7 protein-coding genes are annotated in these 14,907 nt (G+C 61.0%); 5 read left to right on the top strand and 2 right to left on the bottom strand.

Features of this window, described 5'->3' with window-relative positions; all coding sequences use genetic code 11:
- Nucleotides 1-2: 2 nt before the first annotated feature.
- Complete coding sequence (locus PLH32_11880; GenBank protein ID HQJ65304.1) at nucleotides 3-3,176, top strand: glycoside hydrolase family 2 TIM barrel-domain containing protein; 3,174 nt, start codon at nucleotides 3-5, stop codon at nucleotides 3,174-3,176.
- An 18-nt stretch (nucleotides 3,177-3,194) separates the two neighbouring features.
- Here the strand turns inward: PLH32_11880 and PLH32_11885 are convergent, their stop codons facing one another.
- Nucleotides 3,195-4,043, bottom strand: coding sequence for a hypothetical protein (locus PLH32_11885; protein ID HQJ65305.1), 849 nt, complete (start codon nucleotides 4,041-4,043; stop codon nucleotides 3,195-3,197).
- Between the two features lie 112 nt (nucleotides 4,044-4,155).
- On the bottom strand, nucleotides 4,156-7,374 hold the full coding sequence (locus PLH32_11890) for a T9SS type A sorting domain-containing protein (GenBank protein HQJ65306.1): 3,219 nt from the start codon (nucleotides 7,372-7,374) through the stop codon (nucleotides 4,156-4,158).
- 424 nt (nucleotides 7,375-7,798) lie between these two features.
- On the opposite strand from PLH32_11890, the gene PLH32_11895 reads away from it, so the two are divergent.
- The 4 genes from PLH32_11895 to PLH32_11910 all read left to right on the top strand — a co-directional run bounded on the left by PLH32_11895 (nucleotide 7,799) and on the right by PLH32_11910 (nucleotide 14,857).
- Nucleotides 7,799-8,767, top strand: a complete 969-nt coding sequence (locus tag PLH32_11895; GenBank protein HQJ65307.1) for a hypothetical protein — start codon at nucleotides 7,799-7,801, stop codon at nucleotides 8,765-8,767.
- Entirely contained in the window at nucleotides 8,764-9,855 is a 1,092-nt protein-coding gene (locus PLH32_11900; protein ID HQJ65308.1) for a carbohydrate-binding family 9-like protein, read from the top strand. The genes PLH32_11895 and PLH32_11900 overlap by 4 nt, the downstream gene beginning before the upstream one ends.
- Before the next feature lie 24 nt (nucleotides 9,856-9,879).
- Nucleotides 9,880-12,258 (top strand): glycosyl transferase family 36, encoded by a 2,379-nt coding sequence (locus PLH32_11905; GenBank protein HQJ65309.1) that lies wholly within the window; start codon nucleotides 9,880-9,882, stop codon nucleotides 12,256-12,258.
- 100 nt (nucleotides 12,259-12,358) lie between these two features.
- Nucleotides 12,359-14,857, top strand: a complete 2,499-nt coding sequence (locus PLH32_11910) for a prolyl oligopeptidase family serine peptidase (GenBank protein ID HQJ65310.1) — start codon at nucleotides 12,359-12,361, stop codon at nucleotides 14,855-14,857.
- Nucleotides 14,858-14,907 lie beyond the last annotated feature (50 nt).

Genomic DNA, 14,907 nt, shown 5'->3' on the forward strand with positions numbered 1-14,907 from the left:
CCATGTATCATGCTTTCCTGCCTCTGCTGGTTTGCAGCCTCCTGCTCGCCTGCGGGATCGCCTCAAGCCAGAATCTCGACTGGGAAAATCCTGCGGTATTCGGAATCAACAAGGAAGCCCCCCATGTCACCTATGTCCCCTACAGCGATGCCGGCGCCGTGCTGCAAAACGACTGGCACCACTCGCCCTGGGTGCAAAGTCTCAATGGCCTTTGGAAATTCCACTGGGTGGCCAGACCCGCCGACCGCCCTGCCGGTTTCTTCAATACCGGTTTCGATGCCAGCGCTTGGAAGGAGATAGAGGTGCCCTCCAACTGGGAACTGCAGGGCTATGGCCAGCCAATCTACGTCAACATCCCCTATGAGTGGACCCGGAATCCGGACCCGCCGTACATTCCCCACGACAACAATCCAGTCGGCTGCTACCGCCGCACCTTTACCCTGCCGGACGCCTGGGCCGGCCGCGAGGTCCTTATCCACTTCGGCGCGGTCAAGTCCGGCTTTTATATCTGGATCAACGGACAACTCGCCGGATACAGCGAAGACGCCAAAACCCCCGCTGAATGGAATATCACCCGCTACCTCAAACCGGGCGAGAACCTGGTAGCCCTCGAGGTCTACCGCTGGACCGACGGCTCCTATCTCGAATGCCAGGATTTCTGGCGCCTCAGCGGCATCGAACGCGATGTCTTTCTCTATGCCGTGCCCAAGCTGCGCATCCGCGATTTCTGGGCCAAAGCCGGCCTCGACTCGACTTTCAATAACGGCCGGCTCCAAATCGAGGCCGATCTCCTCAACCTGGACGTCAAGAAGCGGAGCGACCTCTGTAGCATTGAAGCCCGGCTGGTGGACTGCGACGGGGCAGAGGTCTGGAGCGGGACACAAACGGTGGAGATGAAGGGCAAAAGTTCGGCGCAGGTCGTCCTCTCCCAGACGCTTCCTTCGCCGCGTAAATGGACGGCCGAGACGCCCAACCTCTATAGTCTGGTTTTGAGTCTCAAGGATGCCCGGGGCGCCGTGATCGAAATCGCCGGCTGCAAGGTCGGCTTCCGCACCGTTGAAATCAAAGACGGGTTGCTGCTGGTCAATGGGGTTGCCGTACGGCTCAAGGGCGTCAACCGGCATGAACACGACGAGTACAACGCGCATGTCATCTCCGAGGCTTCGATGGTGCGCGACATCCAACTCATGAAGCAGCACAACATCAACACGGTTCGCACCTGCCATTACCCCAACGACCCGCGCTGGTACGAGCTCTGCGATCAATATGGGCTTTACGTCATCGATGAGGCCAACATCGAGTCGCATGGCATGGGATACAATCCGGAACGTACCCTCGGCAACAATCCCGACTGGATCGCGGCGCATGTTGACCGCGTCAGCCGCATGGTCGAACGCGACAAGAACCACCCCTCGGTGATTATCTGGTCGCTTGGCAATGAAGCGGGCGACGGGGTCTGTTTCACGGCCGCTTACAAATGGGTTAAATCCCGCGATCGCTCGCGGCCGGTCCATTATGAGCGGGCCCAGCTCGGTGCCAACACCGATATTTATTGCCCGATGTACGTTTCGATCGAAAACCTGAAAGAGTATGCCTCGAAACCGCAGAGCCGGCCGCTGATCCTCTGCGAGTATGCCCATTCCATGGGCAACAGCACCGGCAATCTTCAGGATTATTGGGACGTAATCGAGGCGCATCCCCAACTTCAGGGCGGCTGCATCTGGGATTGGGTCGACCAAGGCTTTGCCCGGAAAACCGCGGACGGACGTAAATACTGGGCATTCGGCGGCGAGTGGGGTCCCCCCTCGGATGCCAATTTCTGTTGCAACGGACTGGTTTGCCCCGACCGCACCCCGCATCCGGCCCTTGCGGAGGTCAAAAAAGTCTATCAATCTATCAAATTCAAAGCGGTTAACCTGGAGGATGGCGAAGTGGAAATCCGCAACAGCTACGCCTTTATCCCCCTCACCGGCTTTGAACTGCTCTGGAACCTTCAAGTCGACGGACGGATCCTGGATCACGGTTCCCTGGGCGCCCTCGATCTGGCGCCCGGGGAGGCCCGACGCATACGGATCCCGTTGCCCCTCCTTACCACACTCCCCCGCACGGGCTACTATCTGACGCTCGAAGCGCGCACCCGGAACGAAGCTCCCCTCATCCCGCAGGGATCTCTCCAGGCCACCGAACAATTCGCGCTGCCCTTGCCCCGGATCACCCCGGAAAAAGTGCCGGCTGCCGGGATGGGATTAAAGCTACAGGAGAACCATCTCGCGCTGGATCTCCTCGGCGCCGGATTCCGGATTCGCTTCAAGAAGGCCACCGGCGAGCTCACCTCCTGGCAACACGGCGGCCGTGAACTCATCCAGACTCCGCTGCGGCCAAACTTCTGGCGGGCCCCCACCGATAACGATTTTGGCAACGGTATGGACAAGCGCTGCCTGCCCTGGCGCAAAGCCAGCCAGGAGCGCAAGCTTCTCTCTTTTACAACCACCGCGCTCAAGGCTGGCAAGATCCGCAGAGCGGCCGTGAAAGTGGAGGCGCTCTTTGAGCTGCCGGCAGTGGGTCAGGAGAGCGTCATCTACACCGTATTCGGCAGCGGCGACATCCAGGTGGAGAGCCGCTTCACCTCGGCGGCGGCTGAACTCCCCGAGATGCCGCGTTATGGCATGGCCCTGGCCATGCCGGCGGGCTATGAACAGGTGCGCTGGTTCGGCCGTGGACCGCAGGAGAATTACATCGACCGCAAGAGTTCGGCCTTTGTCGGCCTCTACGAACAACAGGTGGACGGATTTACTTCACCCTACGTCAGCCCGCAGGAGATGGGCTATCGCACCGACACCCGCTGGGTGGCGGTAATGGATAGCACGGGAGTGGGCCTACTCTTCACCGGACCGCTCTGCTTCTCCGCATTGCACTATACCAGCGAGGATCTGACGCAGACAAGCCGTGGCAGCATCCATCCGACCGATCTTTTACGACGGGAGGAGGTGTGGCTGAATATTGATCTGGCCCAGATGGGAGTGGGCGGAGACGATTCGTGGGGGGCCTGGCCGCACAAGCAGTACCTGCTGCAGGAGAGGGCGTACCGGCACAGTTTTGTGATGCATCCGCTGGCGGCTGGAGAGGACCCAGCGGTCAACGGCGGCAGGGTGCCGGTTTTGGCCGCCGGGTTATAGGCTGGCAGGAAAGCGCGGTCACGGTTGTGGCGGCAACGCCCTGGGAAAATCGTGCTGAAAGGCCGCGATCATCGCGGCCTTTTTTACAGGATCCGCTTCCTGGCTGATCTCCCACCGGCGCGCCGCCGCGGCCACCGATCCGTGCGGCAGCAGGGCAACCGACTCGGTGATGATCTCGCGGGCGATATACGCCTGTCCGGTGCGATAGAAAAAGGGAAGGAGAGCGGCCAGGATCTCCTCATCGCCACCGGCACTCTCGTAGACCTGGCGGAGTTCATTCCGCACCCGAGTTGTAGTCGATGCCACCGGGTATTGGCGCAGAAGCAGATCCCAGAGCGCCGTACGCGCGGCTATGTTTTGCGGCCAGACGGTCAATTCCGCTTCAAGTTCGGTCTCCGCCTCGTGAAGGTCCTTACGGCAGGGATATCCTGCCACCCCGCCCTGCTGCAGCAGCAGGGCTTTCTCCAGATGCGCTCCGATCACGGGGCGCCCGTCGTCGCTGAAGACCAGGCTCAACCAGCTTTCCCCCCGATTATCATCGGTACGTTCTGCCGTGAAGCGCAGCAGCAGCATTCGGGCCTCGGGCTGCAAAAGGGTGTGCACCTGCCACAGGCTGCCCTTGCGGGCCATCGCGAGCCGCAACGGCAGGGGGGGCTGCTGATCGCCGCGCATCTGGAGCAACTCCGCGGTCACGGCGGCGGGATTTTTCAGAACCGCATGTACGGCGCCGGGATTGTAATAAAGCGTGATCTCTGCGCCGGCCAGCGGTCGTTGCGGTTTCCACGCGGCGACCTGGTCCGGCGGCAGCTGTGGCGCACAATGGATCAGCAGGGCAGCGCTGATATACCAGGCAGGGTGTACTTTCATGGCATCCTCATCATTGAATGATGCCTTAGTATAGCAAATTCTGTTTTTCAGGGCAATAACAAAAAAGGGATGGACCGTATGGCCCATCCCTTTTTTGGGTACAAGGGAGCAATTACTTGAGGAACATCATCTTGTGGCTCTTGACTCCGAACTGGCCTTCCAGGCGGTAGATATACATGCCGCTGGAAACCGCGCTGCCGTTGTCATCCAGGCCATCCCATTTGATGGTGTGCGTTCCGGCGACCATGGTGCGGTCGACCAGCGTCTTCACCTTTTGACCCAGCATGTTGTAGACCGTCAGTTTAACCTGCGAGGCCTTGGGCACGCTGAAATCGATCGTGGTGGTCGGGTTGAACGGGTTCGGGTAGTTCTGGCCGAGCTCGTAGCTCTCGACTACGGCGACACCGCGCTTGTCGACACCGGTCAGGGTCGCGTTCATGGCATAGTAATAGACGCCGGAGGTGACGAAGTTGCTGAAGCCGTTGATCAGCTTGTAGTATTCGCTGCCGGGGCCATTGTCACCAAAGTAGATGATCTGAAGCTTGCCGTTGACGACTTTCTTGTCGGCGACGGCATGGCGTTCGTCGAATTTCGGGGTGTTGGTCAGGTTGACCGGGGTTCCCCAGTTCTTGCCGCCGTCGGTGGAACCGACCGCAAAGATTTCGCCGTAACCGAGGAAGCGGTTGGTGACGGAATCGAGCGCGGCCCACTCGCCCCAGTTCTCGGAGTACTGGTTATAGACGCAGTACAGAACCTCCTTCTCCGGATCGAAGACGATGTTGGGCCAGGTGGCCAGCGCCGGGCGGGTGCGGCCGGGCAGCATGGAGTACTGGGCATCCAGATCCATGGCGGGAGCCAGGGAGGTGGCGGCCAGGTTGTAGCCCGAGGTGGCGCTCCAGTGTCCGATGGCCGATTTTTTGTCTGCGACGTAGGGTTTGGACCCGCCGAAGCCCGGATAGGGATTGCGGGCCTTGGCCTGGGCGGCATCGAGGTAATAGTTGGCCTCGAAGACGACATGGGCGTTGTTGGCGTTGTCATAGACGACATCGCAGAAGAGGCCGGCGCGGAGGTGATCGGGGTCGCCGGAGTCGGTGATTTTCTGGTTGCCGGTGATGTAGACGACGCCGGCTGAATCGGGCCAGGTCTGGCCGTGGTCGAGGGATTCCATGAAGAAGGCTTCGTTGGCCTGGTCGGTGATAGCGACGCCGACCTTGCCGTTCTTGCCGGCTGCGACCGCGCCGCCGTAGACGTCGCCGTCATCTCCGAAGGGATGGAGGGCGATGGAGGTGAAGCCGTCGCGCTGGTAGGCGAAGATCACGACTTGGGAGAAGGTGAAGCCGCCGTCCTGAGAGGACTTGTAGAGATAGGCATCGCCCCATCCGTCATAGAGCATGAGGTGGATGACGCCTTCGTCGGAGATGTCCATGACGGTGGCCAGGACGTTGTTGGGTCCGGCGATGGGGTTTTCATCGAACCAGTAGAGGGAATCGAACTGGGCGGAGCCGACTGCGGTTTCCTCGAAGAGGGTGGCGCCGGTGCCCCAGCCGCCGTAGTTGAACCAGGGGATGTGCTTGGTGTTGGAGAAGATCATGTGACGGCCGTCGGGCATCAGGCCGATGCAGGGGTTGCCATAGTCGTTTTTGACCATGGTGATTTTGCCGCCGGTGACATCGGCGTAGTGGAGTTCGGTGATGTCGTCGCCGGTGAGCTCGCCCATGGCCGAGGCGTAGGTCAGGCCGACCTGGCCATTAGCGGGATTGACGGCGATCATGGTCGGCTGGTTGCCGTACCAGGTCTGCACGTCCATCTTGTTATCCGCTACCTTGGTGCCGGGGGTCACACCTTCAACAACGATTTCGGGCAAATTAGCGGCCCAGTAGTAGACGCCGGAGGTGACGAAGTTGCTGAAGCCGTTGATCAGCTTGTAGTATTCGCTGCCGGGGCCATTGTCACCAAAGTAGATGATCTGAAGCTTGCCGTTGACGACTTTCTTGTCGGCGACGGCATGGCGTTCGTCGAATTTCGGGGTGTTGGTCAGGTTGACCGGGGTTCCCCAGTTCTTGCCGCCGTCGGTGGAACCGACCGCAAAGATTTCGCCGTAACCGAGGAAGCGGTTGGTGACGGAATCGAGCGCGGCCCACTCGCCCCAGTTCTCGGAGTACTGGTTATAGACGCAGTACAGAACCTCCTTCTCCGGATCGAAGACGATGTTGGGCCAGGTGGCCAGCGCCGGGCGGGTGCGGCCGGGCAGCATGGAGTACTGGGCATCCAGATCCATGGCGGGAGCCAGGGAGGTGGCGGCCAGGTTGTAGCCCGAGGTGGCGCTCCAGTGTCCGATGGCCGATTTTTTGTCTGCGACGTAGGGTTTGGACCCGCCGAAGCCCGGATAGGGATTGCGGGCCTTGGCCTGGGCGGCATCGAGGTAATAGTTGGCCTCGAAGACGACATGGGCGTTGTTGGCGTTGTCATAGACGACATCGCAGAAGAGGCCGGCGCGGAGGTGATCGGGGTCGCCGGAGTCGGTGATTTTCTGGTTGCCGGTGATGTAGACGACGCCGGCTGAATCGGGCCAGGTCTGGCCGTGGTCGAGGGATTCCATGAAGAAGGCTTCGTTGGCCTGGTCGGTGATAGCGACGCCGACCTTGCCGTTCTTGCCGGCTGCGACCGCGCCGCCGTAGACGTCGCCGTCATCTCCGAAGGGATGGAGGGCGATGGAGGTGAAGCCGTCGCGCTGGTAGGCGAAGATCACGACTTGGGAGAAGGTGAAGCCGCCGTCCTGAGAGGACTTGTAGAGATAGGCATCGCCCCATCCGTCATAGAGCATGAGGTGGATGACGCCTTCGTCGGAGATGTCCATGACGGTGGCCAGGACGTTGTTGGGTCCGGCGATGGGGTTTTCATCGAACCAGTAGAGGGAATCGAACTGGGCGGAGCCGACTGCGGTTTCCTCGAAGAGGGTGGCGCCGGTGCCCCAGCCGCCGTAGTTGAACCAGGGGATGTGCTTGGTGTTGGAGAAGATCATGTGACGGCCGTCGGGCATCAGGCCGATGCAGGGGTTGCCATAGTCGTTTTTGACCATGGTGATTTTGCCGCCGGTGACATCGGCGTAGTGGAGTTCGGTGATGTCGTCGCCGGTGAGCTCGCCCATGGCCGAGGCGTAGGTCAGGCCGACCTGGCCATTAGCGGGATTGACGGCGATCATGGTCGGCTGGTTGCCGTACCAGGTCTGCACGTCCATCTTGTTATCCGCTACCTTGGTGCCGGGGGTCTGGGCGGCAAAGGCAGCGACAACCGCGAGCGTAAGGAACAGCACGAGAACAACTCTTTTCATCTTTCTCTCCTGATTAAGGGTGAAAAAAAATGATTAGGTGATGCAGGTACTGGAGATTAAAGTGTGAAGGAACCTCCTCCAATCGGGTTAAGGGTTGAGAGGACAGAAAACTTGGGGATGTGGCGCAGCCGAAGTGATCCGCTGCAGAAATTGGTTATTTTTGTAGAAAAAATTACTTTCTAATGTAGAGAATCTGTGGCATTTTGTCAAGGGATAATTTGCCATTTTTTGCAAAAAAGCAGGCTAAAACCGCGTCCACTGGGGTGCGAACCGACCCGGCAGCGGCGTTGTGCCCGGTTTTTATTCGGCCGGAATCCGCAGGGTGCGCATTTATCACTTGACTTACATAAAATTTATTAGTAAACTTTTTTAGTTTTACTATAAAAAAAACTAACCGATTTAACCGGTTCAACTAGCCGAGCCAATGCACGAATTCAGCATATGGGGCCGCCGGGCGGCCTGCCTCACCGGCTTGCTTTTAGCCCTGGCAGCCCCCGCCCGCAGCGCCCTGAACAACTCCACCGTGGTGAACGTCTTCACCGCTCACCCCATCCATTTCAGCGACGCCTCCCGCTATAATACAGCCGGGGTATCCGGTGAGGAGGGCGGCTGCATCATCCGCCGTGACGTCGAACTCCCGGCCTGGTCCGGACCGGTACAGATTACCGCCCGCGTCGTGGTTTACTCGACTCTGCTGGAAGGCGGCGACGGCGACCCCTGGGATCGTGCCGGCTCGGTTTTACTCGACATCCCCGGCATGGCGCCCATCGAACTACTTAAATTTATCACCGGTTTCGGCGGACGCTCGGATCTGCGCCAGGACGTCAGCGACCTCGCGCCGCTGCTCTCGGGCAAGCGCAGCCTCCGCGCCTTTGACGACACCTGGGTCTCGCCGGCATGGAAGCTTTCTTTTGAATTGATCTGCCGGCCCGTCACCGCGCCTGCCAACCCGGATTGGGCGGACGGCATCTTTTACAATACCGGCATGACCGCAACGCAAGTCGGACCCGAAAAGCCTGTAGTCGCCGTCAACATCCCCCCGACGACCAGCCAGGTTACTCTGACCTGGTATGCCTCGGGCCACTGCACCGATGGCACCGATGCCGGCGGCACCGGCTACTGGCAGATCTCCTCCTTTATCACCGGCCTGGGCGACATCAGCAGCTGGTGCGCCAGCCGCATTGTCCTGAACGGCGAGGAGAAAAAGCTGCTGCCGATCAGAACCAGCACCCCACTCCGCATCGATCTGGTCGACGATTCCAGACTGCCGGTTTTTGCCGCCGCAGCCTGCATTCAGGTTGCCTCGGCATTGATACTGCTGGCCGGCGAACCCTCCGGGTATGCCCCGTCACCCTGGTCCGCTGAGACACGAATCCAACGGGAGATCCAATGAAACGCATCCTGACCGGCCTGATCCTGATCCTCGCGGCGGCGGCCTGGGGTTTTGAGACGCCCCGTACGGCCTTCGCACCGCGCTATTACGTCTGCTGCCGCACGACCCGGCCGCTTTACATTGATGGCAATATCAGCGAGACCGACTGGCAGCAGGCCGCTTGGAGCGAACCCTTTGTCGATATCGAGGGCTCCGCCAAACCCCTGCCGCGTTTCACCACCCGCGTCAAGATGCTCTGGGATGACGACTTTTTTTATATCGCCGGCGAGATGGAGGAGCCCGATGTCTGGGCGACTCTGCGCGACCACGACTCGATCATCTTCCACGACAACGATTTCGAGGTCTTTATCGATCCCGATGGCGACACCCATCGCTATTACGAGCTGGAGCTCAATGCCTTTGCCACCGCCTGGGATCTCTTCCTCGACCGCCCCTATCGCGACAACGGCAATCCCACTTTCTTCTGGGACATCCGCGGCCTGAAGAAGGGGGTACAGGTGCAGGGCAGCATCAACCAGCCCGGCGATACGGATCAGGGCTGGACAATCGAGCTGGCCCTCCCCTGGGCCGTGCTCAAGGAGCAGGCCCCCGGCGGCCGCCGGCCGCAGCCAGGTGACTATTGGCGCGTTAATTTTTCACGCGTTGAATGGCGCGTGCAGGCCGGGGACGGCACCTATGCCAAGGTCAAGGATCCTGTGACCGGCAAGCCGCTGCCCGAGGATAACTGGCTCTGGTCGCCCCAGGGCTTGATCAATGTCCACTACCCCGAGATGTGGGGGTTCGTCCTCTTTTCCAGCCGCAGCAGCGGCGCGACCCCCGAGCCCTTTATTATGCCGGAAACGGAAACAATAAAATGGCTGATGCGTCTTATTTATTATTCCCAGCGTACGGTTAGCCAGGCGCAGGGACGCCCAGCCCGTACCTGGGCCGAACTTGGAGTGCAGGTAGAGCGTCTCGCGGGCTACCAGTGGCCGCCGCGCCTCTATGCGGGCCCCGAAACCTGGGAAGCGGTCCTGACCTCCAATGATGGCCAAATCCGCTGGCACATCCGCCATGACGGCCTGGTCTGGCGCACTCCCAAACTCTAGTCATGCAGTGGAGATCCTTCCCAGATGAAATACGGCGATTTCAGCCCCGACGGCAAAGAATATATCATCGATCACGTGGCGACTCCGAGCCCCTGGATCAATTATCTCTATAATGGCAGCTATTTTGCCACCATCTCCAATAACGGCGGCGGCATCAGCTATTACCGCTCTCCCCTGCATGGCCGGGTCACCCGCTATCGCATCAACGATGTGCCCCCGGATCGCCCCGGCAAGTATATCTATGTCAAGGACCGCGACAGCGGAGAGATCTGGAGCCTCACCTGGCAGCCGGTCGGGCGCCACCTCGAAGCCTACCGTGTCCATCACGGTTTCGGCTATACCCGCGTCGAGTCCCGGGTCGCGGAGATCCGCGGGGATCTGCTCTATTTTGTCCCGCCTGGAGATCACCTCGAAATCTGGCAGGCCCTACTGCACAATGAGAGCAACCGGGTGCGCCGCCTTTCAGTCTACGGCTATGTCGAATTTGCCCTCGGCCACGCCCTGATCGACCTGATCAACCAGTGCGACGATCAGCACTTCAATCGCGTCTATTTCGATCCCCAGGTCCGCGGCCTTTTCGCCACCAAAACCTACTGGGTCACGGAATCCCGCGGCACCCAGCACCAGGAGAACAAGGAATGGGATCAATGGGCGTTTTTCACGACCAACCAGCCGGTGACCGGCTTCGAGACCCTGCGCGAACGCTTCATCGGCCCCTATCGCAGCGAAACCAACCCCCTCGCCGTTGAACAGGAAAAGCTGAGCTGCCAGGAGACCGATTTCGGCAATGCGGTCGGCGCGCTGCAGGTGGACCTCGAGCTGGCCCCGGGCGCGGAACTCCCCGTCGTTTTCACCCTTGGGGTCGTGGCCAAGGAGGCCTTCAGCACGCAGCGCACCCAGCTGCCGGTGCGCTACCACGACGCTCGCACCCGCCAGCGCAGCTGGGAAAAATTGCAGGCCAAATGGGACCGCTATTTTCAGGTGACCCGGGCCAGGACACCGGACGCCACCACCAATGTCTTTATGAATTACTGGACGCCCTATCAGGCGCGCGTGGCTTTTGAGGTGGGCCGGGTCGCGAGTTTTTACTATTGGGGCATCGGCCGCGGTTTCGGCTTTCGCGATACCGCCCAGGACACCATTGCCGTGACGCTCTCCGACCCGGAGCTGGCGCGCCAGCGCATCCTCCTGCTCTCGCGGCAAATGTTCAGTGACGGCCATGTCTATCACCATTTTTACGGCGACGGCCAAGGCGAGGTGACCGGCCACTGCGATGATCCCCTCTGGTACCTCCTCGCTATCAGCGATTATATCAAACAGACCGGGGATTGGGCGATCCTCGACAATGCCCAGCCCTTCATCGACGCCCCAGCCGCGCCCTTGCTCGAACACCTCGAAGCGGTGGTCCATTTTGTCGAAAACAATCTCGGACGGCATGGTCTGCCCAACTTCGGCCGCGGCGACTGGAACGACACCCTCGATTACATCGGCGGCGACGACGGCGGCGAGAGCGTCTGGGGCGCCATGTTCTATGTCGCCATGCTCAATCTGCTCATCGAGATTCTCGAACATCAGGCTCTGACCGCGCTCCTGGCGCGGACTGTGGCCATCCGCGACCGCCTGCGCGAGGCGGTGCAACATACCTGCTGGGATGGCGCTTGGTACATCCGCGCCTTCGGCGCCAGGCAGCGGAAGATCGGCAGCAAAACCAGCAAGGCGGGCAAAATTTTTCTCAACCCCCAGTCCTGGGCGGTGATCGCCGACATCGATACCCCCGAACGTCTGGAACAGGCCATGCAGAGCCTGTGGGATCACCTCAATACGCCCTACGGTCCAAAGAAATGCGCCCCAGCCTTTCGCGAGATCGACCCCACCATCGGCCTGGTCACCCGCTGTGTTGCAGGAAAAAAAGAGAATGGCGCCATCTTCGCTCATCCGACCGCCTGGGTCATCCAGGCCGAGTGCATCCTCGGTCATGGCGACCGCGCCTATGCCTATTACCGCGAGATGCTGCCCAATGCCATCGACTCGGATCTCTTCGTCGCCGAACCCTACGTCTTTTCCCAGTATGTCACCAGCGACGAACACAGTGCGCCGGGACGCGCCAGTCACTCCTGGCAAACCGGCACTGCCGCATGGATGTACCGGGTGATGATGGATTATTTCCTCGGCGTGCGCGCCACCTTTGATGGACTCTATATCGATCCGGTCATCCCCTCCACCTGGGAGGGCTTTACCTTTGAACGCGTCTTCCGCGGCACCCAATATGTCATCCAGGTGCGCAATCCGGAAAGCGTGCAGCGGGGCGTCCGCTCCATCCTTATGGAGGGCACGCCGGTTGCGGGACACTTGTTGCCGCTGACCGACAAGAAGCGTGTGACGGTTGAGGTCGTGATGGGCTGACGCCCATGCGGGCGTTTCGGCGCGGGAGGGGACCTGCACCCGGTTGAGCCCCAGCTCTTCAAACCACCTATGCATTCCTGACATTCCTGCCTGAGGACTTATGCGACGCATACTCCTGATGGTTTTGACGCTCCTTGCAGCCGCCACCCTGTTGATGGCGGCCGAGGAGACCCTTATGCTCACCCATGGCCTGGCCTGCAAACTCCCCGAGCGGCAGCGCCGCGCAATGATTCCCGCCGATCCGGTCGAAGCCCTACTGGTGGCCGGCAAGCGGGTGATGCCCATGGAGGGGGATCCGCTGGATGCCGGCGGCGAGACCCTGCACTGGCAGTCGGTCGTCGCGGACAGCGACGGCTGGTTCAGCGGTTCTGAGCTGCGCAATGGTTGGGTCCATTTTCGCGTCACCCGCCTGCAAGGGGCAGTTTTCCTCCTTGAGGGTATGGGCAACACCATGGTCTACGTCAACGGCGTGCCGCGCATCGGCAACCGCTACCGCTCCAAGGATCTTTTTGAGTCCTGGGAGCCGCGCTTTGACTATGGCCTGGTGCCCATCCGGCTTGAGGCGGGCGAGAACCATCTGCTCTTCCGCAACAACCGCGGCCGCCTCAAGGTGGTCCTGCATACCCTCGACCAGCCCGCGGTGCTCAATCCCCGGGACCTGACACTGCCTGATCTGCGCGCCGGCGAGGCGTTGGCGAGCTGGGGCAGCATCCCGGTGCTCAACGGCAGCGACGCCCCATTGAGCGGTCTGATCCTGCGCGGCAGTGGCGAGGGCATCCGCGTGCCCGAAACTGTGCTGCCCGAGCTGCTCCCCCTCGGCATCCGGAAGGTGGCTTTCCCGATCCAGGCGGATGCCGCTGCAGAGACGGGAGCGGTGCGGTTAACCCTCACCCTCTGGCGCCGGAGCGGTGGCCATGAGGAACAGATCGATAGCGCCGAGATTACACTGCGCTGCATCGCCACGACGGCCCCCTGCAAGCGGACTTTTATCAGCGAAATCGACGGCAGCGTGCAGTACTATACGCTCCTGGCCGCCACCTCCACAGACGCCACCCCCAAAGCCCTTTTTCTTTCCTTGCACGGTGCCAATGTCGAGGCCCTGAATCAGGCCGGCTCCTATGCCCCCAAGAACTGGGGACACCTCGTCGCGCCCACCAACCGCCGCCCTTATGGCCATAACTGGGAGGATTGGGGGCGCATGGACGCCCTCGAGGTACTCGCCCTGGCCCGCAAGACCCTGAATGTCGATACCAGCCGGATCTATCTGACCGGTCATTCCATGGGCGGCCACGGCACCTGGCATCTCGGCGCCTCCTTTCCAGATCTTTTTGCCGCGATCGGCCCCAGCGCCGGCTGGATCAGTTTCTGGTCCTATGGCGTGCGCGACACCAGCGGCAGCACCGATCCTGCTACCCGGCTGCTGCAGCGCGCCGCAGCCCCCAGCAATACCTTCGCCCTCGCGGGTAATTTAGCGCAGCTCGGTGTTTACATCATCCATGGGGCGTCGGACGATAATGTCCGCATCGAGCAGTCGCGGCAAATGGCCGAACGGCTCAATACCTTTCACCACGACTGGTATTTCCACGAACAGCCGGAAGCGGGGCACTGGTGGGACCTCTCGGATGCGCCCGGAGCGGACTGCGTCGACTGGCCGCCGCTCTTCGATTTTTTCGCGCGCCATGCCCGTCCCGGTGCTGAACGGCTGCGCTCGATTGATTTCACCACCGCCAATCCCGGACTTTCGGCCCGCGACGGCTGGCTCACCATCGTAGCGCAGGAAAAGCCGTTGCTCCTCAGCCGTGCGCGTATCGAAGTGGATCCGGTACTGCAGCGTTTTGCGGGCACCACGGAGAACATCAACCGCCTCGCCCTGCGCATTCCACCGGAACCGGGCCGGACGCTCTGGCACCTGGAACTCGACGGTCAGAGCTTCGAGGCCTCCGGTACGGGCACGCTCTGGCTCGAAAAAAGCGCAGGGGCCTGGCGCAGCGCAGCCGCGCCGCCGTCGGGGGAGAAGGGGCCGCAGCGCAATGGACCCTTCAAGGAAGCCTTTCAGCACCGCATGATCTTCGTTTACGGCACCAGGGGTTCGGTCACGGAAAACCGCTGGGCGCTGGCCAAGGCGCGCTTCGACGCCGAGACTTTCTGGTATCAGGGCAATGGCTCCGTTGATGTCGTCGCCGACACCGCTTTCGACCCGCAGGCCGATCGCGACCGCAGCGTGGTTCTATATGGCAACGCCGCGACCAATGCCGCCTGGAAGGCTTTGCTGGGAACAAGTCCGATCCAGGTCCGCCGCAGTATCATTCAAATCAACAAGCAGCTGCTTCGCGGCGACGACCTGGCCGCTCTCTTCATCCAGCCGCGTCCCGGCAGCGATTGCGCCTGTGTCATCGCGATTTCCGGAACCGCGCCGGCCGGCATGCGCCTGACCAACAACCTGCCCTATCTCTATGCGGGCGCCGCCTTCCCCGATTTCATGGTATTCTCCAGCGCCCTGCTGGCAAAGCCCGAAGCCGGCATCCTCGCCGGCGGTTTTTTCAACAACCGCTGGGACCTGGAGGATGGCGACTGGGTGATCCGGGAAGAGACCAAGTAGAACAACGGGAGCTGTTGATGCGACGTGCACTCATTTTAGGAAGTATACTG

Source organism: bacterium (assembly GCA_035419245.1).
In the GTDB taxonomy this organism is placed as follows: domain Bacteria; phylum Zhuqueibacterota; class Zhuqueibacteria; order Residuimicrobiales; family Residuimicrobiaceae; genus JAKPUX01.